Consider the following 23341-nt stretch of genomic DNA (forward strand, 5'->3'; position numbering starts at 1 on the left):
GCTAACCTTCGGCTGCTACGGTCCGCAACATTCTGCGCTTAACGCGCGATTAACTTTGCGGCTCGGGGGTTTCCGATGTTCAGGTGTCTCATTGCGGCCGCGGCCATCGCGCTCTCGATTGCGCCTGCGCTTGCCAACGGTCATGGCGGCGGCGATGCCCCTCCTCCGCCGAAACCCGAGGCAACGACGGCGCCGGCAAAGGTGGTCGTCACCAAGCACGGTCCCAAGCTCGTCGATCTCAAGGGCATGACGCTCTATTACTACGAGCGTGACACCACCGGAAAGACGTCGAGCTGCAACGGCAAGTGCACCGAGAGCTGGGTGCCGCTGGCCGCGACGGCCGACGCAAAGGCCATCGGCGACTTCACCGTGATCAGCCGCGACGACGGCAGCAGGATGTGGGCGTACCGCTATCGCCCGCTCTACACCTCGCCCGCCGACAAGGCCCCGGGCGAAGCCAACGGCAACGCCACGACCTTGCAGTGGCGCATCGCCCGGCCGGAGAACTAGGGCGAGATCATCTCGGCACAATCAGTTGCTGAGGATGACGCCGTGCTGGTGCCGCGAGGGATGATCAGCATCGACCAGCGCGTTGGGATCGGTTGCGATCACGGCTTCCGGTAGCGGAACTGGCTCGAGGCCGGCGAAGCGGCGGTAGATCGCGCCCATCACAGCCCCGCAGAACGCCGCCGGCACCACGAGAACAGCGAGCAGCGGCACCGCAAGCGCGAGCAGCAGCGCACAGGCGAACGACGCGACGCCGCCGATCGCCGCATATTCCCACGCGTTACGTCGGCTCATGGCGCGCGCGAGGTGGTGAACGCAGAGCATGAAGATGCTCGAAGGAACGACCGAGATCACCATCATGACCATGAAGGTCTGTGCCGGGATCACCGACGCGAGGATATGCGCGGTGCTCTTGTCCGCGAAACCGTGCATCAGCAGTGGCACCAACGTATAGGGCAACAGAGTTGCAAGCACCGTCGGCAGCAGCGCAGCAATCACGATCCCTGCAAACGACGTGCGGACGCGGACCGGCCCGTTGAACACCAGCTGCGGCCTCCCGTCGGCGACAGAAGCCTGCCCCGCTGCGCGCGCAACCGGGCTCAGTCCGGCGAACTGGCCGTAAAGGAATCCACCGATCATGCCCGCGATTGACGGCAACAGGCCGATCGTCATCACCGTGCCGTCGCCGGGCGCTGCCAGCTGAATGTGGTTACGGATCGCGATGGCGTAGCTCACCGCCGCCATGACGCCGCCCATCAGGCCGTAAGCGAGGCGGCTTGAGACAGTCCACTGCCGCAGCACGGTATGTCCGGCGAACAGCAAGGCCGCGTTCATCGCCATGCGTCCGGCATACATCATCAGGATCTGATCCGGCGCCGGCACACCGACAGGATCGGTCACCTGTCCTCCCGCGAGGGCGAAGACCAGCAACACGGCTTCGACGATGGCCAGCGGAATCAGCGCAGCGAACAGCGCGCGCGGCGAATTCTTCACGAGATACATGCGAGCAACCCCTTGCTCGCTGCACGCTAGGCGCGAGACGTTAGGGACCGCGCAAAACAAAGGCTAAAATTGTCGCAAAGCGGGGCGCCGGGCGGCGCCCGCGCCGCTTTCACCCGCGCCCGCTTCCGCCCGCCTCGGCCTGCGCGCTCTGTCCGGGCGGCAGCACCACGACCATCGAATTGAGCTTCACGCGGTCGTAGAGATCGATCACGTCCTCGTTGCGCATCCGGATGCAGCCGGACGAGATCGCCTGCCCGATATATTCGGGCTGGTTGGTGCCGTGGATGCGATACAGCGTGTCCTTGTTGCCGGCGTAGAGATAGATGCCCCGCGCGCCCAGCGGATTGGCGGGACCGCCGCGGACGCGCGCCGGATATGGTCCGAGCCGCGCCTGGATATCCGCCGTCGGAACCCAGTCCGGCCATTCGGCCAGCCTGCCGACGCGCGCGACGCCGGAGAACGCCATGGCCTCCTCGCCGACCGCAACGCCGTAGCGGATCGCCTTGCCGTCAGGCAGCACGTAATAGAGGTAGCGGGCGTCGGTATCGACCAGGATGGTACCCGGCTGCTCCTTGCGCTGGTAATCGACGATGTGTCGCAGATATTGCTCGGGCACGTTCGCCTGCGCATAAGGCGTATGCGCGAGCAATTGCTTGTCGCGCGGCGTCATGCTCGCATCGGTCGATGGCGACAGCGTCGTCTGCATGCAGCCGCCCAGCGACAGCGAGGCAACCGCGAATAGAGCGATAAAAGATCTTGGCACCGCCGGCCCCCGATAGCGGATAGCAGCACCCCCAGCATCGCCAAATGCTGCCAAAATCGTGCTGAAAGCAAGGCAGCGCGGAACACGTGACCGTGTTCACAAAGTCAGGTTCCATCACCACAAACGGCGTAAGAGCGTCGCATCATCTCCATCCCCTCGCCTTGCTTTGGTCAAACCCGGCTGGACTCGTGCGTCATCGGATCGGGCTCGTTCGTTTGGTGGGCTCGCCGCAACAGATCGGCTCGCGCCAATGCGGACGACCAGGACCTAACACCCGGGCATCGAACACCCGGGCCTTAAAGGAGCTGCGATGCTCGCGACGCTGAACCCCAAGCAAATCGTCGATGAGATCGTGAAGGACACGGTCAAGGACAACGATCCGCACGACGCGATTCAGATTTCGTCCGACATTGTGCTGGCCTCGCGCCCGATCAGCGTTGCGCCTGCGCTGGCGCCCGACGTCGCGCCTCGCCCGGAGCCGAAATTCGCGCCGGAGCCCAGGATCTCTCTTGAGACCAAGCTCGCTCGCGAGACCAAGCCTTCGCGGGAGCCAAAATTCAGTCCTGTCGCAGAGCCTCAGCCAGCGACGCCGCCCTCGGTCGACACGGCCATACGCGTCGCGGCGAATGATGGGCTTGGCCCGAAGAAGCGATCGGCCGTCGGCAGGTGGATGCGCGGCGCGTTCGTCACGTTCCTGTTTGCCGGCACGAGTGCGGCGGCCACCATCGCCTGGGACAAGCATGGTGATACGGCCAAGCAGATGCTTGCGGAGTGGACCCCGGTTGTGACCTCGCTGCTGCCTTCGGCATCACCGACCGCGCCGGTCGCCGCCGCGCAGGCCACAGCCCCTGCGGAGCAAGCGCCGCCGCCTGTCGCTCAAGCTGCCGTCGACCAAGCGACCGATCAACCGGCAGCGCCGCCGGCGGTTCAGCTTGCAGCCGCCACGCCTGCGACCACGCCGTCCGATGCAGCACAGTCGGTGCAATCGATGACGCGCGATCTCGCCGCGATGGCGCAGCAGATCGAGCAGCTCAAGGCCAACATCGCCGAGCTGAAAGCCGGACAGGAGCAGATGGCGCGCGAGATGGCGAAACCGCCCGCGCCGAAACCGGTTGTCGATGCAAGGCCGATCGATCCGCGCGCCCGCGCTGCTGCGCTGCCGCCGAAGCCTCCGGCGCCGCCGGCGGTGCACAAGCCGAAGCCGGTGGTATCGCGCACCTACATGCCGTCCTATTCGCCCGTGCCGCTCGCACCTCCGCCTTCGCAGGCCGCAGCAGTCCCGCCGCCACCGGTCACCACGACGCAAGCCGTCGCCGATGACGACGGCCCGGTCGTACGTCCGCCGATGCCGTTGCGGTAGAGGCGCGTCATCGCGCGCGCGGCGACAATTTCGCCGCGTCGTACGAACTGATGTGATGCGCTTAAGTCCGGGCAATTACGGAGAGCGTAATTTTCTGCTCATGAGAAAAGGCCGTCGGGATCTATGCCGGCGGCCTTCTCTTGCAGCTGCCGGTTCCCGGAGCCCGGTTCTGCTGCAATTCCATGCCTTATGATCGCGCCAACATATTTAATTAAATGTTAAGGCCGTCACACGCTGCTTATCATTTCTGCGCCATAAGCACAGAGATTGCGCGGCCTGTTCATCCCCTGGATATCGACTCAGTGATAGCATTCGGCATGTGTTGAGACTTCCAGCGAAGCTCAGCTCCTCACATCGGGGAATTCGGATGCCTTACTACTCTTTCGATCTCGTGGTTGGTGAAGAGTTCAGGAACCAGGGCGGAATCATTCTCGAAGACATCGAGGTTGCCTCCGATCGGGCCGATCAGCTCGCATGCGAGCTGTCGCAGGTGAAGCCGGAGCTGCAGCAGAAGGGTTGCGCGGTGCGCGTCACCGATCGCGATCACAAGGAGCTGTATCGCACGCCGCTCGATCCGGTGCCGGCCTGGCGCCGCTGACTATTCGTCGAGCGCCGGCGGCTCGAACCAGTTGGTCAGCGACAAGCCGCCGTCGACAACGAACGAAGCGCCGGTGACGTAGCCGGACAGCTCGTTCGACAGCACCGTGAGCGCCATCGGCGCGAGGTCGCGGGCCTCGCCGAGACGCCCAAGCGGAATGTGTTTCGCCAGCGAAGCATCCGCAACGAACCCGCCCGCGGCGATCGCGCCGGGCACCAGCGCATTGACCCGGATGCCGTAACGGCCAAACGTCTTGGCCAGCTCCTTCACCAGCATCGCCATTCCCGCCTTCGCCGTCGAATAATGCGGCAGGTTGCGCGGCGTGCCCGCGTGCAGCGAGGTGAGGAACAGGAACGAGCCCGGCCGCTTCGTCGCGATCAGTCGTTTCGCGATCTCGCGCGCAAGGTGAAAGCCGGCATCGAGATTGACCGCATGCATCTGCTGCCAGGTCTTGCGATCGACCGCGAGCGCATGATCGGCCTCGCGCCGCGGCGGCGATGCGCTGTGGACGAAATGCGTGATCTCGCCCAAGGCTGAGTTGGCGGCACCAAGCAGCGCGTCGCAGGCCTCCAGCTCGGCGAGATCGCCGACCCATGGCACCGCCAGCTCGGGCTTGGCGCTGGCGCTGATCGCGGCATTCACCCGCTCGGCGCTCACGTCGGCGAACACGGTCCGGACGTCCTCGCCCACCAGGGCCTGCGCGATCGCGCGGCCAATGCCGTTGCCGGCACCAGTCACGAGCGCCGTGTCGCGGATGGGATCGAACGGCGTGCTGAACAGGCTCATGTGGCTCTCCGAGGCCGGGATGCGTCCACGATAGCGTGCCTCCGGGGCAAGCGACAAATTCGGCCGCGGCACCATTGCGGAGCCGCCCGGCGGACGCTAGCCTCGCCAAAAATCGGAGGAGATACCAAGGATGCGCTACGGTTTCCTGATGGCAGGCCTGTTGCTGATCGCCGTTCCGGCCAAGGCCGAGGACCACCCACGATCGACCTATGTGACACTGGTCTTGCAGGCTTTCGCCGCCAAGGTCGAATGCCCAGGCACCGACGTCGTCTATCAGGACCTGGTGCAGAAGGCCGAGCAGATGCACCTGCCCGAGGGCACCACCGAGAAGGTGCGCAAGGCGATCGCCTGGATGCACACCGGCGGCAAGATGGGCGAGAAGCAGGATGACGACCTGATGGCCGAAGTCGCCGTGGCTACCCAGGCGACCGATCTGAACCAGCGCCGCCTCGGCATGCCGACCTGGTGCGAGACCCAGAAGACCAACCTCGCCGGCCTGATCCGCGCCAAGGGTGGCTAGCAAGGGTGGCTAGCAAGGGCAGCGTGCGCGACGTCAAGCACGCCCAAGGGATAATCTGCCCCGGCCAATAATCGTCACATTCCTCGCGAGCATGCGGGCGTCTTCGAACAGGAGAAGCCCCATGCGGATTGCAAACCTCGTCTTCGCCGCCGCGCTCGCCGCGAGTGCGGCGCTGGCTCCCCCGGCGCTGGCGAAGAACTCCACGGCCCAGAAGGCCGAGGACAAATCGGCCCCCTCGTCCACATGCAGCGCATATCAGCAGGCACCTGACGGGTCCTGGGAGCCGCTTCCCTGCCGGGAGTCCGGTGAGCGCGCCCCGCCGCAGACGCAGCACAAATCCGGCCCGCACGGCACTGATCAGGGCGAGCGCTGACCGGGTCGGGAACTCCAAAGTTCCATTTGCGTTGACCCCACGGCTTGCCACGGTGCGTCTGCCCGTTCCATATCGTGGCAGGGCCGAGGAGCGGCCCTTGGAAGAGCCAACCCCGCGAGCGCTTGTGGATTCGATCGAGTTTGAGGACCTGCAACGCCGTCTACAGGCGCTGGAGGAGGAAAACGCCCGCCTGAAGGCCCTCGGGGCAGCCGACCAGTCGCTGCGCCGCCGGGCGGAATCCGCGCTGGCCGAGAGCGAGGAACGCTATCGAACGCTGTTCAATTCGATCGACGAAGGCTTTTGCATCATCGAGTTCTTCGATGGGCCACACGGACCGCTCAGCGACTACGTCCACGTCGAGGCCAACCCCGCCTATACCCAGCACGCCGGCATTCCCAATGTGGTCGGCCAGAAGGTCCGGGAGATGGTCCCGGACGAGGCCGGCGGCTGGGTGGAGCTCTATCGTGGTGTGCTGCTGACGGGCCAACCGATCCGCTTCGAGCGAGAGCTGGTCGCCACCGGCCGCCACCTCGAGCTCGCCGCCTTTCGCGTCGAGCCCGCCAGCCGCAAGCAGGTCGCCGTGCTGTTTCAGGACATCACGCCGCGCAAGCGCGCCGAGCGGGCCCTGCAGCAGCTCAACGAGACGCTCGAAGCGCGCGTCGTGGCGGCACTGGCCGAGCGCAAGCTGATGGCCGACCTCGTCGAGGGCACCGATGCCTTCGTCCAGGTCGTCGATCCCGACTTTCGCTGGCTTGCGATCAACGGCGCCGCGGCGCGCGAATTCCACCGCATCTACGGCATCTTGCCGAAGGTCGGTGACAACATGCTTGAGCTGCTTGAGGATCAACCCGAGCACCGCGATGCCGTCCGCGCTCTCTGGTCGCGGGCGCTCGCCGGCGAAGCCTTCGTCGAGGTCGCCGAGTTCGGCGCGGCCGGACGGGCCCGCCGCTTCTACGAGATGCGCTTCAACTGCCTGCGCGACAGCAACGGCCGGCCGCTCGGCGCCTACCAGTTCAGCTACGACGTGACGGACCGTCTGAAGGAGCAGGAGCGGCTGCGCGAGGCCGAGGAAGCGCTGCGGCAGTCGCAGAAGATGGAGGCGGTCGGTCAACTCACCGGCGGGCTCGCGCACGATTTCAACAATCTGCTCACCGGCATCATCGGCTCGCTGGAACTGCTGCAGATCCGGCTCGGCCAAGGCCGCATCAAGGACATCGACCGCTATGTGACGGCCGCGCAGGGCGCCGCCAAGCGCGCCGCTGCCCTGACGCACCGTCTGCTGGCCTTCTCGCGGCGGCAGACGCTCGATCCCAGGCCGACCGACCTGAACCGTCTCGTAATGGGCATGGAGGAGCTGGTCCGGCGGACAGTCGGCCCGGAGATCGCGGTTGAGGTCGTCACCGCCGGCGGAATGTGGGCGACGCTGATCGATGCCTCGCAGCTCGAGAATGCCCTGCTCAACCTCTGCATCAACGCCCGCGACGCGATGCCGGGAGGCGGCCGGCTCACGATCGAGACCGCCAACCGCTGGCTCGACGAGCATGCCGCCGCCGAGCGCGACTTGAGCCCCGGCCAATACGTCTCGCTCTGCGTCACCGACACCGGCGTCGGCATGACGCCCGAGGTGATCGCGCGCGCCTTCGATCCCTTCTTCACGACCAAGCCGATAGGCCAGGGCACCGGCCTCGGGCTCTCGATGGTCTACGGCTTCGTCCGCCAGTCCGGCGGCCAGGTCCGGATCTATTCCGAGGTTGGCCAGGGCACGACCATGTGCCTGTATCTGCCGCGCCATTACGGCAAGGAGGCCGACAAGCCGTCACTACCTTCCACCCGGCAGACGGTGCGCTCGCAGGCGAGCCACACCATCCTGATCGTGGACGACGAGCCTTCAATCCGCATGCTGGTCGCGGACGCACTGGAGGATATCGGCTTCAACGTGCTGGAAGCGCATGACGGGCCGACCGGCCTCGGCATCCTGCAAACGGATGCGAAGATCGACCTGCTCGTGACCGATGTCGGCCTGCCCGGCGGCATGAACGGCCGCCAGCTCGCGGATGCCGCACGCACGACGCGGCCGGCGCTGAACGTGCTGTTCATCACCGGCTATGCCGAGAATGCCATCATCGGCAACGGCCAGCTCGCCCCGGGCATGCAGGTGCTGACAAAGCCGTTCGTGGTCGAGGCGCTGGCCACCCGAATCCTCGACATGATCAAGGATGGAACTGGCCGGGCTTGAGCCGCTCAACTATGGGCCGGCCCCCGCATGATCTTCATGGCGTCGGCGATGTGACGCCATTCCTTGGCCTCGTCGGCCTCGCCGCGGCCCTCGCAGGCCTGGGCCTGCTCCGCAGCCTTCGCGATCGCAGCAAAACCGTGCTGTTCGAGCATCTGCCGCGCGACGGTGTGGACCTGGACCTCGGACATCATTGCGCTTCTCCCGTTATGAGGAAACCGCGGGCGCCCGGCTCGGCGCCCCGGGGATTCCTGACAACGATCTCGCCGCACGGCCCGTTCCGGCCGGGGCCGATCACATCGACAGTCCGAGGAACCTGAACGGCCCGCAAAAAACAAAGGCGGCCCGCCATGCCCGGCGGACCGCCTTCTCACCCACCCCAAAGCAGGTTGTCGTCAGTCGCGTTTAGTCCCCTACGCGACCGCCACTTTCTTGCGCTCGAAATCGTTGGGCACCTCGATATCGACCTCGAGGGTCGAGACCTCGTCGCCGCGATCGAGCCGTACGATGACCTTGGTCGGATCCAGCGTGACGTGCTTGGAGACCACGGCGAGAATTTCCTCACGCAGCACACCGAGCAGATCGGGCTGGCCGCGCATTCCGCGTTCATGGGCAAGCAGAATCTGCAGCCGTTCGCGCGCGACCGGTGCAGATGCCTTGTTGCCGCGGAGAAGCCGAAGCAGACCCATGCTCATGCAGCCCTCCGTCGCAGCAGACGATCCATGAAGCCCTTGCGCTCGGTCGGCACCTGCATCGGCACGGTGTCGCCGCAGAGACGGCGTGCCGCGTCGATATAGGCCCGTGCAGGGGCGCCGTCGGCGTTCGACAGCGTCACCGGCGTGCCGACGTTGGAGGCGCGCAGCACGTCCTGGCTCTCGGGGATGATGCCGAGCAAGGGCGTTGCGAGGATCTCGAGGATATCCTCGATGGTCAGCATCTCGCCGCGCGCGGCGCGGGAGGGATCGTAACGCGTGATGAGAATGTGCTTCTCGACGCGTTCGCCCTTCTCGGCCCGCACGGTCTTGGAATCGAGCATGCCGATGATGCGGTCGGAATCGCGCACCGAAGAGACTTCCGGATTGGTGACGATCACGGCTTCATCCGCAAAGCGCATCGCCATGGAAGCGCCGCGCTCGATGCCGGCCGGGCTGTCGCAGATCACCCAGTCGAAGCGGGCGCGCAGCTCGTCGATGACCTTGCCGACGCCCTCTTCCGTCAGCGCGTCCTTGTCGCGGGTTTGCGAGGCCGGCAGCAGCCAGAGGTTTTCCAGGCGCTTGTCCTTGATCAGCGCTTGCGGGAGTTTCGCAACGCCCTGCACCACGTTAATGAGGTCGAACACGACGCGTCGCTCGGCGCCCATGACGAGGTCGAGGTTGCGCAGGCCGACGTCGAAATCGACGACGACGACCTTCTCGCCGCGCTGCGCCAGCGCCGCTCCCAGGGCGGCGGTCGTCGTGGTCTTTCCGACCCCGCCCTTGCCTGATGTCACGACCAGTACCTTGGCCATTTCTGAAATCTCCTTCTGGTCAGTTCAGCGCGGTAATTCGCATGGTGTTGCCCTGCAGAAAGGCCTGCGCGGGCCGGCCGCGAAGCGCGGCGTCGATATCGTCGGCGGTCTGGTAAAATCCATCGATCGCAAGCAGTTCGGCCTCGATCTTCTGGCAGTAGATGCGCGCGCTGGTGTGCCCGTTCACGCCCGCCATGGCGCGGCCGCGCAGCGCGCCATAGACGTGGATCGAACCGCCGGCGACGACTTCCGCGCCGGATCCGACCGAGCCGAGAATGGTGACGTCGCCGTCCGGAAAGATCACGGTCTGCCCCGAGCGCACCGGCGCCTCCAGCAGCAGCGAGCCCGGCTTGGTCTCGGACTTCGCCTCGGGCTTCTTCGGCGCGGTCGGCTCGACCACGCAGCTCCGCCCGCCCGACAGCAGCGGCGGCATCATCGCCGTCAGCCGCGCCTCCTCCACGCCCTCGATTCCGAGCACGCGGATATTGCGGTCCTGCAGGCTGGTGAGCAGATGGCCGATGCCGGCCTGGCTGAGATCGACGGAGGACAGGTCAATCACCACGGGCCGTCCGGCGAAGAACCCCGGCGAGCGCGCAATGGTGGCGTCGATCTCGTGCAGCCAATCCTGCACTGGAACCGTCGGCGTAAACACGAAGGCCACATAGGAGCGCCCGCGCAGGCGCACCATTTGGCGTTGAGGTTTGACTGCAGCCTCCATAGCGGCCGACTCGTTCCCTGTTATTGAATGGTTAACGATGCGGCGGATATGGTTAACGGCTGGTTAATTCTCCGTGGGATTACGTGGGGGGATGGAGGCGCCGGGGCAGTCTCGTGTCCCGGACGCGCTGCAGCGTGCAACGCTGCTGCGCAGAGCCGGGACCCAAACCGCCCGGACCATGCTCACGGCACAATGGGCCCCGGCTCTGCAGCGCACCGTCAAGGGACGCTGCGCGGCGTCCGGGGCACGAGAAGCAGAGCGCTCCTCTCACAACGTCATTGCGAGGAGCTCTGGCGACGAAGCAATCCAGACCGTCTCCGCGGAAAGATTCTGGATTGCTTCGCTACGCTCGCAATGACGAGCAGAGAGTCCCTACTTCTTCACCTTGCTCGCATCCATCTTGATGCTCGGATCCAGCATCTTCGTCGTGAACGCGGTGGTGACGTCGAACGGCTTCTCCATGCCGAGATAGGTCTGGACCAGATCATAGTCCTTCTTCATCCGCTCGCCGTCGATCCAGCCGAGGCCCTTGGTCGTGGTGAACTCGTCCGTCATCAGGAATTTGATGCGCTCCCACTGGCGCTCCTGGTTCTCCTTGTCGAGGCCGGAGACGTTATCCAGCAGCGCCTTCAGGCACGGCGTGACGTCGGCGACGCAGGCCGCAAAGGCCTTTTGCGTGACGCGCACGAAGTCCTCGACGACCTTCGGATTCTTCTGCAGATAGGCGCCGTTGACGATCAGCGAATTGCCGTAAGGATTGAGCCCGATGTCCTTCCAGTTGACGTAGCCGAGGTCCTGGCCGAACTCGATCACCTTCAGATCGTGCTCGTTGTAGAAGTCGCTGATGATGTCGACGGTGTGGCTCTTCAGCGCCGCGATCTTCGCGGTCGGTCCGACATTGACGAAGCCGACGGAGTCCGGGGCAAGTCCTGCGGCCTTGGCGAAGGCCGGCCACATCACGCGCGAGGCGTCCCCGGGCGGATTGCCGATCTTGTGGCCGGCAAAGTCCTTCACGCCGTTCACGCCATAGCTCTTCAGCCAGTAGAAGGTCTGGCCGGTATTGGCATAGACGCTCATCACCGCGACGGTATCGGCGCCCTTGCTCTTGGCCACCAGCATCGTGGCGAGATCGGCGACGCCGAAGGGCGAGCCGCCGGAGCCGACCTTGGCGGCGGAGACGCCGGAGCCCTTGCCGATCTCGATGGTGAGGTCGATGCCTGCCTTCTCGTACCAGCCTTGCGCCTTGGCGTAATAATATGGCGAGTGATCGGCCGTCGGCGTCCAGTTCAGGATCAGATTGACCGCCTCGCCCGCCTGCGCGGGCACGGCGGCCACACCGAGCATCAGAGACAAGACCAGGGCCGAGCCCGCCGCCTGCAAACGCTTCATCGCATCTCTCCTCATTGCCAGCGACCCGGCTTGTCGCTCTCCCCCTGTGAGGATACCAATGCAACAAGCCCGTCCTCAACTTGTCAACTGTTTGGTTGGAAATGTCCGCAAAACGATCTGGCGACACCGTGCCGCAGCGGCGCGATCCCGTCGCCACCCGCAAGAAGCTGCTCACCGCGGCCCGCCAGGAGTTCGCCCGGCACGGCTTTGCCGGCGCCCGGGTCGACGAGATCGCGATGCGCGCCGGCGTCAACAAGCAGCTGGTCTACCACTATTTCGGCGATAAGGACGCGCTCTACCTCGCGGTGCTCGAATGGGTCTATGAGGACATCCGCGAGCAGGAACGGAAGCTCAATCTCGAAGGCCTGCCGCCGGAGAAGGCGATCCGCCGGCTGATCGAGGCCTCGTTCGATCACCTCGCCGCAAATCCTGATTTTATCGTGCTTTTGAACGACGAGAACCGCGGCGGCGCCCGCCACGTCCGCGGCTCGACGCGGCTGGAAGCGATGCATTCCCCGCTGGTCAGGAGCGTCTCTCACATCCTCCACGAAGGCGTGCGGGCGGGCGTGTTCCGCAAGGGGATCGATCCGGTCCAGCTCTATATCTCCATTGCGGGCCTCAGCTATTTCTTCTTCTCCAACACCCCGACGCTGTCGGCGATCTTCGGCAAGGACTTGTCGAGCCGACCCCAGCGGCAGGCCCGCCGCCGGCACGTCGCCGACCTCGTGCTGCAGTCGCTCCGGCCCTAATCAACCAACTGGTTGAAACTTGCTCCGAGGCCGGCTAGGCTTGCGATTGCTGAAACTGAAGATTTGCGGCATCGCGGCCGCGCCAACAGGGAGCAACCGGTGGCAGGAGACGGGGCACGCAGCTGGCGCAGCTTTGCGATCATCCTGGTCGTGCACCTCGCCGTGCTCGTGCTGTGGCAAGTCGCGGTCGATGCCTTCCACGTACCGAAATTCATCCTGCCCTCCCCGCTGGCGACCGTGCAGACCCTGGGGACCGCGAGCTACGCCTGGGGCGCCAACACGCTGGTGACGGCGATCGAGATCCTCGGCGGCTTCGCGCTCGGCGCCTTCGTCGGGGTCGCGCTCGCGGTGATCTTCAGCTGGGCACCGCTGCTCAGCATGGTGCTGCTGCCGCTGTTCGTGACGCTGAACATGATCCCGAAGGTCGCGCTCGGACCGCTCCTGATCGTCTGGTTCTCCTACGGCATCGTCCCGAACATCCTGATCGCCTTCAGCATCTGCTTCTTCCCGATCCTGCTCACCACCGCGCGGGGCCTGCGCGAGGTCGAGCCTGACCTGCTCGATCTCGTCAAATCGCTGCGCGGCTCGCGCTGGACGCTGTTCCGCAAGATCCAGTTGCCGGGATCGCTGCCTTACGTGTTCTCCGGCATGAAGGTCGGCGCCATCCTCGCCGTCGCCGGCGCCATCGTCGGCGAGTTCATCGCCTCCGAGCGCGGGCTCGGCTACCTCATGATCCAGGTGCAGTCCTCGCTCGACACGCCCGCGATGGTGATGGCGGTCGTGCTGCTGACGCTGCTCGGGGTCGCTCTCTACGGCCTGGTGCTCGCCCTCGAACGCATGTTCGTGGTCGGCGACGCCAGACAAAGCTAACGAAGGATCGCTCCATGCTGCTCACCCGCGAGACCCTGCCGAAGACCATCCCCGATATCGCGGCGCTCGACGAGCTGCTGTGCCGGCCGACCCAGGCGCTGATCGACGACCTCGCCAAGGTCGAAGGCGACATCATGATCCTCGGCGTCGGCGGCAAGATGGGCCCGACGCTGGCGGGCCTTGCGAAGGCCGCCGTGCCCGATCGCCGCGTCATCGGTGTCGCCCGTTTCAGCGAGGCCGGCGTGAAGGACTGGCTGCACGCGCGCGGCGTCGAAACCATCAATTGCGATTTGATGGACGAGGCGGCGATCGCGGGATTGCCGAAGGCTCCGAACATCGTCTTCATGGCCGGCCGCAAGTTCGGTGCCGAGGGTGATCTGTCGCTGACCTGGGCGATGAACGCGCATGTGCCGGCGCTGGTCGCGCAGGGCTTTCCGTCCTCGCGCATCGTGGCGTTCTCGACCGGCTGCGTCTATCCGTTCGTGTCCGTCAGCGGCAAAGGCTCGACCGAGGAGATGGCGCCGAACCCGCCCGGCGAGTACGCCCAGTCCTGCGTCGGCCGCGAGCGCATGTTCGAATATTTTTCGCGCAAGTTCGAAACGCCCGGCCGCCTGTTCCGCCTCAATTACGCGATCGACATGCGCTACGGCGTGCTGCACGACATCGCGACCAAGGTGCTGATGGGCACACCGATCGACGTCAGCCTCGGCCATGTCAACTTCATCTGGCAGGGCGATGCGTCCGCGCAGGCGCTGCGGTGCCTCGCGCATTGCACCGCGCCGACCTCGCCGATCAATGTCAGCGGCCACGAGATCCTGTCGGTGCGCGATCTCGCCCAGAAATTCGGCGCCGGCTTCGGCCGCGCGCCGGTTCTTGTCGGCGAAGAGCAGCCGACAGCGTGGCTCACTGACACGTCGAAAGCAGTGGACTTGTTCGGCCTTCCGGTCGTCGATACCGAGCAGTTGATCGCCTGGACCGCCGACTGGGTCGCGCGCGCCATGCCGAGCCTCGGCAAGCCCACCAAATACGAGGTGCGCGATGGCCGTTACTGACGCTCCGCTTATCCTCAAGCTTAGCGTCGACGATGCAATCGCCGGGCTGGCGCTGTCGTCGGAAGCGCATTGGAACCAGACCGAGGAGGATTGGCGCATCTTCCTGCGCGACGGAATCGTGTTCGGCATTCGCGACGGTATGCGGCTGGTCGCAACCGCAGCGCTGCTGCCCTATTCCGGCAACAACGCCTGGATCAGCATGGTGCTGGTGTCGGGCACGCACCGCCGCCGCGGCCTCGCGACGCGCCTTGTCGATGCCTGCCTCGAAACCGCACGCAAGAACGGCCTGACCAGCTGGCTCGACGCCACGCCTGACGGCGCCGCCGTCTATGGCCCCCTCGGCTTCACGCCGACGCTGCAATTGCGCCGCCTGAAGCTGACGCGGCCTGGGCGAGCCGAACTGCCGCCATCATCGTCCGCGACGCTCGAAGAGCTGGCCGAGCGGGACCGGCGCGCCACCGGGTTCGACCGGACCGCGCTCCTCTCGGCCTTCGCCCAACGCGCAGGCTCCCTCATCGTCGCTGCGAACGGCGCCATTGCGCTGGTACGCGATGGCCGCACCGCCCGCCATATCGGCCCCCTTTTGGCCGACAATGCCGCGGCAGCTCTGGTGCTGGTCGACCAGATCACGCGCTCCGAGACGAGCCCACTGCTGCTCGACGCCGTCGCCTCGCAGGCCGCGTTCATGGACGGATTGACCGCCTCCGGCTGGACCATCGAGCGGCCGTTCCAGCGCATGCGGTTCGGCCCCGCCACTGCCGCAGGTGAAGACATGCCATTCGCCGTCGCCGGCCCCGAATTCGGATAGGACCTCATGCACCACAGCCAGATCAACAGCGACGTCCGCAAGCTGATTGCCGAGGGCACCGTTATGCCCGCCCATCCGCTGGCGCTCACCGCCGAGCGCCAGCTCGACAAGACGCATCAGCGCGCGCTGACGCGCTATTACGTCGACGCGGGCTCCGGCGGCCTTGCCGTCGGCGTGCACACCACGCAATTCGCGATCCGCGATGTCGGCCTCTATCGCCCCGTGCTGGAGCTCGCCGCCGAAACGGCCGCGAGCTGGACCAAGCGTCCTCTCGCAATGGTCGCGGGCCTTGCCGGCCCGACCGCGCAAGCGACCGCCGAGGCCCGTACCGCGCGCGACATCGGCTATCACGCCGGCCTGCTCAGCCTCGCCGCGATGAAGAGCGGCTCCGAGGACGAAATCATCGCGCACTGCACGGCGGTGGCTGCCGAGATCCCGCTGGTCGGCTTCTATCTCCAGCCGGCCGTCGGCGGCGTGGTGCTGTCGAGCCGGTTCTGGCAGCGCTTCGCCTCGATCGACAACGTCATCGCCATCAAGATCGCCCCCTTCAACCGCTACCGCACGCTCGATGTGCTGCGCGGCGTCGCGGCCGCGGGCGCGCTCGACCGCGTCGCACTCTACACCGGCAATGACGATCACATCCTGCTCGACCTGATGCTGCCCTTCGACCTCCGCGACAAGGGCGTCACCACGCGCACCTACTTCAAGGGTGGCCTGCTCGGTCACTGGTCGGTGTGGACCGCGAGCGCCATCAAACACTTCGAGCGCTGCAAGGCGGCACGGCACAAGGACAGCGTTCCCGCCGATCTCCTCGCGCTCGATGCCCGCGTCACCGATTGCAACAGCGCCTTCTTCGACGTCGCCAACAATTTTCACGGCTGCATCGCCGGCTGCCACGAGATCCTGCGGCGCCAGGGGTTGATGAAGGGCCTGTGGTGCCTCGATCCGAACGAGGGCCTCAGCCCCGGCCAGCAGGACGAGATCGACCGCGTCTGCAGCGAGCATGCCGACCTCAGCGACGACGCCTTCGTCGCGGGCAACCTAAGCAAATGGCTGGCATGAGCTCCAAACCCTTCATCAGCCTGCAAGGCGTCCGTAAGGTCTACCGCAGCGGCGGCGCTGAATTCCTCGCCGTGTCCGACGTCACGATGGACGTGCAGGAAGGCGAGCTGGTCTCACTGGTCGGCCCGTCCGGCTGCGGCAAGACCACGGTGATGAAGATTTTGGCCGGCCTGCACGGCGCCGACGGCGGCACGGTGAGGATCGGCAACGACACGAGCCCGTTCGATCCGAGCCGCGACATCGGCATGGTGTTCCAGCAGGCTCTGCTGCTGAAATGGCGGACCATCCTCGACAACGTGCTGCTGCCGGCCGAGATCGTCGGCCTGCCGATGAAGGCCGCGCGCGAGCGGGCGCGCGATTTGCTCAACCTGGTCGGCCTCGCCGGTCATGAACAGAAATATCCGCAGCAGCTCTCGGGCGGCATGCAGCAGCGCACCGCCATTGCGCGCGCCTTCATCCACGATCCCAGGCTGATCCTGATGGACGAGCCGTTCGGCGCGCTGGATGCGCTGACGCGCGAGCAGATGAACCTGGAGATGCTGCGGATCTGGCGCGAGAGCGGCAAGACCATCATCTTCGTGACGCATTCGATCCAGGAAGCGGTGTTCCTGTCGTCGCATTGCGCCGTGCTCACCGCGGGGCCGGCCAGGATGGCCGACTACTTTCCGATCGACCTGCCCTTCCCGCGCGACCTTCCGCTCAAGACGACCGATGCGTTCGGTGTCTATGCACGAAGGATCTATGCGAAGCTGGGTTTGGGCGCCGCCTGAGGCGCCTCCTCAAAACTCCCCGCCGACGCCGACATAGGCCGTGTGCTCGGTGCCGCCGCCATTGCCGTAACCGCCGACGATGTTGAGCGGCATCGCGGTTCGGAGCCGATGCGCGAAGCCGAAACCAAAGCCTCCTTCGCCGCGGAAGGCCGAGCCGCGCACCTGCCAGGTGGTCTTGCCCGGCGCGGACGGCATCGGCGCGCTTGCGGCGGCGACCGCGGCGGCGATGCCGCGACGCGCCTCGGTCTGGTTGTTGCCGATCTGCGCCTGGAGCGAACCGAGCTGCGATTGAAATCCTGATGTCACGCCGGCGAGCTGGCTCATGTTGACGCCGTCGGTCGGGGCAACGCCGGCCGCGACATTGGTGAGACGCCGCTCGTTGCCGGCCGAACCGAACGACACGGTGTTGGCAGCGGTCGCGATCGATCCGGCGCCGATCGCGACGGAATTGGTTCCCGATACGGTCGCGCCCGCGCCGAGCGCAGTGGCATTTGTCGCAGCCGCATTGCTCGACGTTCCGACCGCAACGGTCCCCTCGCCGTTGGCATTGCTGAAGACACCGACCGACGTTGCGGTGTTGCCGGTCGCAATGGCGTTACTGCCGAGCGCCGTTGCGAAATTGCCGTTGGCGCTGCTGGTTTCGCCGATGGCCGTGGCCCGGGTGCCCGTCGCGATGCTGCCCTGACCGTAAGCACTGGCCGAGCCGCCATTGGCGAAGCTGTTGGCACCGTTGGCGGTGGCGTATTGACCATTCGCCCTGCTGTTCTGGCCCGTGGCCGTCGCGGTGTCACCATTGGCGGAGCTGTTGGCGCCGGTCGCGGTGGCGTTGTTGCCGTTTGCGTTGGCGCTCGCGCCCGTTGCCGTGGCTGAGGTGCCGAATGCGAAGCTGCTTGCGCCCGTCGCCGTGGCCGTCGGGCCGTTCGCAATGGCCGATTGGCCGACCGCCGTTGCACTGGCGCCGCTTGCGGTTGCGTGCGAGCCGGCTGCAATGGCTCCGGCGCCCGTTGCGGTCGCGTTGTCACCGTAGGCGCTGGCCGACAGGCCCGTGGCGGCGGCGCCGTTGCCGATCGCGGTTGCCTGGTCGCCCGTCGCGCCGGACAACGCGCCGATCGCCACCGCGGCATTGCCGGTCGCGTTGGATGAGTAGCCATAGGCCGAGGCGAAGATCCCCTCTGTCGTCGCGCTCGGCCCCACCGCCGTGGCAAAGCCGGAGGGAGCGTTGTTGACGCCGCCGCCGGCCGAATAGTCGGCGGCAAGCGCGGAACCGGTGTGCAGGAAGGTGGTCGCGAGGAGGATAGAAAGGCAAGAGGCCAGCGGGTGGCGCCCCCTGCTGCCGATCCCGGCGATGATGCTGTTCGGTAAGGTCATTTTCGACTCCATTCCCTGCTTGTCGCAAGGTCTGGAGGAAGGGCGAAAGCCGCACATCAACCGTACGGTTGAAGAAGCCCGAAGGCCGGCAGCGCCTCATCGCTTTCCGGCAGGATGTTGCCGAGATGCATCGCTGGATAGTGCCATGGGCAAAGCGGAGCGTGCCCACCCATTTGCGAAACGCGGGGCAGTCGTGGGCACGGCGCCAATGCGCCTTGGCCCACCCTGCAAGAGCCGGGCGCGGCGAGACGGCCGCGCCCTCCTCACGCTCAGGTCTTGTTGCGCATCTTGCTGAGCAGGTAGTTGTCGTAGAAGTTTTCCGCGATCTGCGTATAGAACAGCAGCTCCTTCATATACGCGTCGTGACTTTCCTTGGTCCGCTTGAACAGGTCGCTCTTGGCGGCGAGCTCGTTCAGGTGCTCCTGGGTCGCGTTGTAGCAGGCCTCCATCACCGGCTGCGGGAACGCCTTCAGCTCGGCGCCACCGGCAATCAGCCGCTTCAGTGCCGCGGGGTTCACGCTGTCGTATTTCTCGACCATCCAGGCGCCGGCGGCCGAGGCCGCTTGGTTGACGATCGCCTGATACTGCTTGGGCAGCGACGCCCATTTCTCGTCGTTGACGATCATGTGCAGCATGGCACCGCCTTCCCACCAGCCGGGGAAGTAGTAATACTTGGCGACCTTGTGGAAGCCGAGCTTCTCGTCGTCATAGGGACCGACGAACTCGACCGCGTCGATGGTGCCCTTTTCCAGCGCCGGATAGATGTCGCCGCCCGCGATCTGCTGCGGCACGACGCCGAGCTTGGCCAGCACATGGCCGCCCATGCCCGCGATGCGGAATTTGAGGCCCTTGAGGTCGTCGACCGTCTTGATTTCCTTGCGGAACCAGCCGCCCATCTGGGTACCGGAATTGCCGCAGAGGATCGCGTGCGCCTTGAACGGCTTGAGCGCTTCGTTGGTGAGATCGGCGCCGCCGCCGAAGTGCCACCAGGATTCCTGATGGCGGTGGTTCATGCCGAAGGGCGCGCCGGTGGCATAGGCCAGCGCCGGCTCCTTGCCGATGTAGAAATACAGCGGGGTCTGCGCCATCTCCACCGAGCCGGTGTTGACGGCGTCGAGCGCCTGCAGGCCCGGGACGATCTCGCCGGCGCCAAAGGTCTGGATCTGGAATTTGTTGTCGGTGGCCTCGGCGATATATTTCGCGAAGGTCTGAGCCGTGCCGTAGATGGTGTCGAGCGACTTCGGGAAGCTCGAGGTCAGGCGCCATTTGATCTCGGGCGCGCTCTGCGCGATCGCAGGTGCAGCAACCAGCGTCGTCGCGCCGGCGACCGCGCCGCCCTTGAGGAATGTACGGCGTTTCATGATGAGCTCTCCTGAAAGTAAGGTTCAAACATATGGGCTTGCAGCGACGATCCTGGCGGATCGTTTGCCCGTTCCCAAAGCAGAGTTCAAGATGCGACAGAACGGCTGATGGCCTGTAGCCGGGGTGGAGCCAACGTCGGCGCGGAGCGCCGCCCGATGGCTTCATCCGGGCTACGAGCGATCCTCAGAGCAGCTTTGCGCTGACGAAAAGTGCGCGCACGGCATTGGTGGCCTGCACCGCCAGCATCGCGTTACCAGCCGCGTCTTCCAGGGCCGCGACGGCGTCCTCATGCAGCGAGCGGAATTCCATCCACTCGACCGACTTGAAGTTTGTGAGGAATTGGTAGGCCTGTCCGACCGTCGCGATCGCCAGCGTGTCCCCGTTCAGCTTGATCTTGAACGTCGTACGCAGCGGGGTCTCGGAACTTGATGGATCACTCATGGGCTGCTTCTGGACGATGACGGCTTAACGAAGGGGAAACGGCAGCCCCGCCGTCACAGGCGAATATCAGGAGTCGGTGCTCGCGCGCTGCGAGGCGGTCGCCGCCCCGCTCAGGCTCGGCACCACGACAAGACGGTTGAACTCGCCATTGTCCCAGGACTTGAGGAACCGATCATAGTCCTTGATCGAGACGCAGCCGTTGGAATCGCCGCGCGGGCCCAGCATGTAGCTGTGCGTCAGGAGGCCGACCCGGCCGAGCGCGCTGGTGCCCTCGGTTGGTGTCAGGCGCAGCGCCCTGATGCCGTGGAACAGCTTTTCACGCGGCTTCAGATCGTAGATCGCGGGCGGGGTCGCGCCGACCATGCGCTGATCGACGTGGTCGGGGTCGTCCATCAGTGCGCCCATGCCCGAATGGGCTTCCAGCGCGATGCCGCTCGGCAGGTACAGCGCCTTGGCCTTGATGTCGTAGACCGCGGTACGGGAATCGTAGCCGAGAGCGGCGAGATCCGGCGCCTTGCCGAATAGGCCGTCACCGGGCGTCAGCGACGCCAGGCGGATCTTGTCGGTGAATTTTTCGAAGAAGTTGCGGTTGTCGACCCTGGGATTGGTGTCGGCATAAGCCTGGCTTGACGCGATCTGGGCTGAGAAGTCCGCCTGCGCCGGGCGCGAGCGCGGCATCGGGACGGCGTCAGCGCGCTGCGCCGGCCTCGTCTCCTCGGTCACGGAGCGGTCGTCGTCGGTCAGGCTCGACCGCCACTCGTCGCTCTGGAGCCTCTGGGCCAGCATCGCCTTGGCGTCGCGAAGCTTGAGCTGGACCGCGCTCAGGGCGGAGCGCTCCTGCGTCCGCAGGCCGAGCTCCCGCGCCGGCGGATTGCCGGACGCCGAAGCGAAACGGTCCTCGAAGGAAGAATTATTGGCCGGCGGCAACGCGGCGGAGACGAGCGGGGTCGAAGCGCCAAATTTCGAATCGCCGATGTCAGCGACCCAGGCAGCGGCACCAAGTGCCAGCGCGACGGCAGCCAAAGACAGCAGAACGCGCTCGGGCCGCCCAATTCGGCGGCGCGACAACAGCCTCTCGGCGCGTGCGCGGTCGGAAACCATCAGATCCCCAAATCGACCCCCGGGGGGCCCAACCCCCACCCGGAGACTCTATACCAGCTACCACATTGGGAGCCAAAAGTTAGGCATAATCGCGGCCGGCAAGCTCCGAACAGGCGCCCCTGGGGTATCCAATGACCGATCCTTTCGATCTAGAACGCTTCGTTCAGGCCCAAAGCCCGGTTTATCGCGACGTCCAGGGGGAGCTGGCCCGGGGCCGGAAGCAGAGCCACTGGATGTGGTTCGTCTTCCCGCAGATCGCCGGCCTCGGCCTCAGCGCCGTGTCGCAGCGCTATGCCATCGGCTCCCGTGCCGAGGCGGCGGCCTATCTCGCCCATCCCGTGCTCGGGGCGCGCCTGATCGAATGCACCAAGCTCGTGCTCGCCGTGCAGGGACGGAGCATCAACGCGATCCTCGGCGCGCCGGACGACGCCAAATTCCGCTCGTCGATGACGCTGTTCGGCGCAATGTCCGACGATCCCGTTTTCGACCAGGCGCTCGCCCGCTACTTCGCAGGCGAGCGCGACGGCGCGACGCTGGATATCCTGGCCAGGCTCGACGGGAACGCCTCGCGCGGTTGATCAACGCCCCTGGAACACGGCTGCACGACGCTCGATGAAGGATTGAATGCCCTCCCTTGCGTCGGCGCTATCAAGCACACGATCGCGAATTGTCGGGATGTAGGCGATCGCCGCCGCCTCGCCGGCCTCGATGTATGTCGCGGCCGCCTCCTTGGTGACCTGGATGCCGAGCGGCGCGTTGCGCGCGATGATGGCGGCAAGCGCCATCGCACGCTCGATCTGCTCGCCTGCCGGAACGACCTCCTGAACGAGACCGATCGCACGGGCGCGCTCGGCCGAAAACTCGTCGCACAGGAACAGATGATACATCGCATCGCCCCAGCCGGCGCGCGACAGGAAGCGGAAATGCGCTCCGCCAAGCGGCGCGATGCCGCGCCTGGATTCCATCTGGCAGAAGCGCGCATCCGCGGCGGCCACCACGATGTCGCCGGCGAGCATCAACTCGATGCCGACGGTGAACACGATGCCTTGTACGGCCGTGACGACAGGCTTGCGGCAGCGCTTGGCAAGGCCAAACGGATCGACATTGCCTTCCCTGATGCTGCGTTTCTCCGCGGTCGGCCCGAAGAATTTCGGCATGTCCAGACCTGCGGTGAAGTCGCTGCCCTCGGCACAGATCACCCCGGCGCGGTAGGTCTCGTTGTCGTGCAGCTCGGTCAACGCATCGGACAATTGCTCCATCATCGCCGGCGTGAACGCGTTCTTCTTCGCGGCATTGTCGATGATGATCTTGAGAACGTGGCCGTGCGTCTCGGTCCGAATGTGTCCTTCGCTCATGCGTGTCTCTCCATGATTGATCGTGCTTGATGTCAGCGGGCGTCAGGCCGACGGTGAAATCGCAGCGCGGATTGCCTTGATCCGCTCCAGCGTAAAGACGCCGGACTGAAGCAGTTGGAGGATCGAGAGCACGCCGCCGCGCGAGCCCCAGCTTCCCTCCGCGATGACCTCGAAATTGACCCACCAGGTCGGCGCGGGCCTCTGCATTCCGCAGGCCTCCGCAAGCCGCGCGAGCACGTTGCGGATCACGTCGGCGCGCACCTCTGCCGGCCAGGCCGCGTTCATCACCGCAATCCTGACGGTGATGATGTCGCGCGGGCTCTCCCGATCGGACAGGAGCTGGCCGCCGATCGCCATGCAGTCGGGCGGCAGCTCGTGGAAATGAACCTGAAAACCCATTCGCGCGGCCGCCACCTGCTGGCCGATCTCGGGCACGAGCACGGCATCGGTCAGGCTTTCCGCAAGACGTCGACGCTGCACCAGGCTGAGCCGACCCGCAGGCGCGGTCACGGTGATGATGGTCAAGGGGCGCTCTCATTTCATAAGCTATGACACTCGTCATATTTCAGTGCCGCTTGCCTATGTCAAGCGTCATAGTCTAGATCAGGATGCCAACCACGGGATTTCCTATGACCTCCAGCACCCGC

27 protein-coding genes are annotated in these 23341 nt (G+C 65.7%); 13 read left to right on the forward strand and 14 right to left on the reverse strand.

What is annotated here, in order from left to right; genetic code table 11:
• The first annotated feature begins 75 nt into the window (after positions 1-75).
• Positions 76-510, forward strand: coding sequence for a COG4315 family predicted lipoprotein (locus QRQ56_RS08135; protein ID WP_438738997.1), 435 nt, complete (start codon positions 76-78; stop codon positions 508-510).
• Positions 511-531: 21 nt separating this feature from the next.
• Here QRQ56_RS08135 and QRQ56_RS08140 read toward each other — a convergent pair whose 3' ends face one another.
• The gene (locus QRQ56_RS08140; RefSeq protein WP_438738999.1) at positions 532-1509 is read right to left on the reverse strand and encodes a hypothetical protein; all 978 of its coding nucleotides are present in this window, start codon (positions 1507-1509) and stop codon (positions 532-534) included.
• A 109-nt stretch (positions 1510-1618) separates the two neighbouring features.
• Positions 1619-2215, reverse strand: coding sequence for a L,D-transpeptidase (locus QRQ56_RS08145; RefSeq protein WP_438740113.1), 597 nt, complete (start codon positions 2213-2215; stop codon positions 1619-1621).
• Between the two features lie 367 nt (positions 2216-2582).
• Between QRQ56_RS08145 and QRQ56_RS08150 the strand changes: the two genes are divergently transcribed.
• Complete coding sequence (locus QRQ56_RS08150) at positions 2583-3632, forward strand: hypothetical protein (RefSeq protein ID WP_438739000.1); 1050 nt, start codon at positions 2583-2585, stop codon at positions 3630-3632.
• Between the two features lie 367 nt (positions 3633-3999).
• Positions 4000-4230: a DUF6894 family protein gene (locus QRQ56_RS08155; protein ID WP_438739001.1), complete on the forward strand. Its 231-nt coding sequence runs from the start codon at positions 4000-4002 to the stop codon at positions 4228-4230.
• On the opposite strand, the gene QRQ56_RS08160 is transcribed toward QRQ56_RS08155, so the two are convergent.
• Entirely contained in the window at positions 4231-5016 is a 786-nt protein-coding gene (locus QRQ56_RS08160; RefSeq protein ID WP_438739002.1) for an SDR family NAD(P)-dependent oxidoreductase, read from the reverse strand.
• Positions 5017-5146: 130 nt separating this feature from the next.
• Between QRQ56_RS08160 and QRQ56_RS08165 the strand changes: the two genes are divergently transcribed.
• From QRQ56_RS08165 to QRQ56_RS08175, 3 genes are all read left to right on the forward strand, one after another.
• On the forward strand, positions 5147-5536 hold the full coding sequence (locus QRQ56_RS08165; RefSeq protein ID WP_438739003.1) for a hypothetical protein: 390 nt from the start codon (positions 5147-5149) through the stop codon (positions 5534-5536).
• Positions 5537-5657: 121 nt separating this feature from the next.
• On the forward strand, positions 5658-5909 hold the full coding sequence (locus QRQ56_RS08170; RefSeq protein WP_438739004.1) for a hypothetical protein: 252 nt from the start codon (positions 5658-5660) through the stop codon (positions 5907-5909).
• A 124-nt stretch (positions 5910-6033) separates the two neighbouring features.
• Positions 6034-8145 carry a PAS domain-containing protein gene (locus QRQ56_RS08175; RefSeq protein ID WP_438740114.1) on the forward strand — a complete coding sequence of 704 codons (2112 nt, stop codon included), beginning with the start codon at positions 6034-6036 and terminating at the stop codon, positions 8143-8145.
• Positions 8146-8150: 5 nt separating this feature from the next.
• Here QRQ56_RS08175 and QRQ56_RS08180 read toward each other — a convergent pair whose 3' ends face one another.
• The 5 genes from QRQ56_RS08180 to QRQ56_RS08200 all read right to left on the reverse strand — a co-directional run bounded on the left by QRQ56_RS08180 (position 8151) and on the right by QRQ56_RS08200 (position 11756).
• Positions 8151-8336 carry a hypothetical protein gene (locus QRQ56_RS08180; protein WP_094974415.1) on the reverse strand — a complete coding sequence of 62 codons (186 nt, stop codon included), beginning with the start codon at positions 8334-8336 and terminating at the stop codon, positions 8151-8153.
• A gap of 219 nt (positions 8337-8555) precedes the next feature.
• On the reverse strand, positions 8556-8837 hold the full coding sequence (minE, locus tag QRQ56_RS08185) for a cell division topological specificity factor MinE (protein WP_438739005.1): 282 nt from the start codon (positions 8835-8837) through the stop codon (positions 8556-8558).
• Positions 8834-9649, reverse strand: a complete 816-nt coding sequence (minD, locus tag QRQ56_RS08190) for a septum site-determining protein MinD (protein WP_438739006.1) — start codon at positions 9647-9649, stop codon at positions 8834-8836. Before minD ends, minE begins: the two co-directional genes overlap by 4 nt.
• 19 nt (positions 9650-9668) lie before the next feature.
• Positions 9669-10367 (reverse strand): septum site-determining protein MinC, encoded by a 699-nt coding sequence (gene minC / locus QRQ56_RS08195; RefSeq protein WP_438739007.1) that lies wholly within the window; start codon positions 10365-10367, stop codon positions 9669-9671.
• 372 nt (positions 10368-10739) lie between these two features.
• Positions 10740-11756, reverse strand: coding sequence for an ABC transporter substrate-binding protein (locus QRQ56_RS08200; RefSeq protein ID WP_438739008.1), 1017 nt, complete (start codon positions 11754-11756; stop codon positions 10740-10742).
• A gap of 101 nt (positions 11757-11857) precedes the next feature.
• Here QRQ56_RS08200 and QRQ56_RS08205 point away from each other — a divergent pair, with 101 nt between their 5' ends.
• From QRQ56_RS08205 to QRQ56_RS08230, 6 genes are all read left to right on the forward strand, one after another.
• Complete coding sequence (locus QRQ56_RS08205) at positions 11858-12505, forward strand: TetR/AcrR family transcriptional regulator (protein ID WP_438739009.1); 648 nt, start codon at positions 11858-11860, stop codon at positions 12503-12505.
• A 99-nt stretch (positions 12506-12604) separates the two neighbouring features.
• On the forward strand, positions 12605-13375 hold the full coding sequence (locus QRQ56_RS08210; RefSeq protein WP_438739011.1) for an ABC transporter permease: 771 nt from the start codon (positions 12605-12607) through the stop codon (positions 13373-13375).
• Between the two features lie 14 nt (positions 13376-13389).
• Positions 13390-14427: an NAD-dependent epimerase/dehydratase family protein gene (locus tag QRQ56_RS08215; protein ID WP_438739012.1), complete on the forward strand. Its 1038-nt coding sequence runs from the start codon at positions 13390-13392 to the stop codon at positions 14425-14427.
• Positions 14414-15235 carry a GNAT family N-acetyltransferase gene (locus tag QRQ56_RS08220; RefSeq protein WP_438739013.1) on the forward strand — a complete coding sequence of 274 codons (822 nt, stop codon included), beginning with the start codon at positions 14414-14416 and terminating at the stop codon, positions 15233-15235. The genes QRQ56_RS08215 and QRQ56_RS08220 overlap by 14 nt, the downstream gene beginning before the upstream one ends.
• A gap of 6 nt (positions 15236-15241) precedes the next feature.
• Positions 15242-16297 carry a dihydrodipicolinate synthase family protein gene (locus QRQ56_RS08225; protein ID WP_438739014.1) on the forward strand — a complete coding sequence of 352 codons (1056 nt, stop codon included), beginning with the start codon at positions 15242-15244 and terminating at the stop codon, positions 16295-16297.
• Complete coding sequence (locus QRQ56_RS08230; protein ID WP_438739015.1) at positions 16285-17067, forward strand: ABC transporter ATP-binding protein; 783 nt, start codon at positions 16285-16287, stop codon at positions 17065-17067. Before QRQ56_RS08225 ends, QRQ56_RS08230 begins: the two co-directional genes overlap by 13 nt.
• Before the next feature lie 9 nt (positions 17068-17076).
• Here the strand turns inward: QRQ56_RS08230 and QRQ56_RS08235 are convergent, their stop codons facing one another.
• The 4 genes from QRQ56_RS08235 to QRQ56_RS08250 form a co-directional block, all read right to left on the reverse strand.
• The gene (locus QRQ56_RS08235) at positions 17077-18435 is read right to left on the reverse strand and encodes a YadA family autotransporter adhesin (RefSeq protein ID WP_438739016.1); all 1359 of its coding nucleotides are present in this window, start codon (positions 18433-18435) and stop codon (positions 17077-17079) included.
• 269 nt (positions 18436-18704) lie between these two features.
• Positions 18705-19796: a TRAP transporter substrate-binding protein gene (locus QRQ56_RS08240; RefSeq protein ID WP_438739017.1), complete on the reverse strand. Its 1092-nt coding sequence runs from the start codon at positions 19794-19796 to the stop codon at positions 18705-18707.
• Between the two features lie 184 nt (positions 19797-19980).
• Positions 19981-20238 (reverse strand): hypothetical protein, encoded by a 258-nt coding sequence (locus tag QRQ56_RS08245; protein WP_438739018.1) that lies wholly within the window; start codon positions 20236-20238, stop codon positions 19981-19983.
• Between the two features lie 66 nt (positions 20239-20304).
• Complete coding sequence (locus QRQ56_RS08250; RefSeq protein ID WP_438740115.1) at positions 20305-21270, reverse strand: DUF2778 domain-containing protein; 966 nt, start codon at positions 21268-21270, stop codon at positions 20305-20307.
• Between the two features lie 200 nt (positions 21271-21470).
• On the opposite strand from QRQ56_RS08250, the gene QRQ56_RS08255 reads away from it, so the two are divergent.
• A complete protein-coding gene (locus tag QRQ56_RS08255; protein ID WP_438739019.1) occupies positions 21471-21917 on the forward strand; it encodes a DUF1810 domain-containing protein in 447 nt (148 codons plus the stop codon).
• On the opposite strand, the gene QRQ56_RS08260 is transcribed toward QRQ56_RS08255, so the two are convergent.
• Together QRQ56_RS08260 and QRQ56_RS08265 are read right to left on the reverse strand one after the other, a co-directional pair.
• Positions 21918-22694: a crotonase/enoyl-CoA hydratase family protein gene (locus QRQ56_RS08260; RefSeq protein ID WP_438739020.1), complete on the reverse strand. Its 777-nt coding sequence runs from the start codon at positions 22692-22694 to the stop codon at positions 21918-21920.
• 42 nt (positions 22695-22736) lie between these two features.
• Positions 22737-23219, reverse strand: a complete 483-nt coding sequence (locus tag QRQ56_RS08265) for a tautomerase family protein (protein WP_438739021.1) — start codon at positions 23217-23219, stop codon at positions 22737-22739.
• Between the last annotated feature and the right edge of the window lie 122 nt (positions 23220-23341).

The organism is Bradyrhizobium sp. U531 (assembly GCF_051710265.1).
Lineage (GTDB): Bacteria > Pseudomonadota > Alphaproteobacteria > Rhizobiales > Xanthobacteraceae > Bradyrhizobium.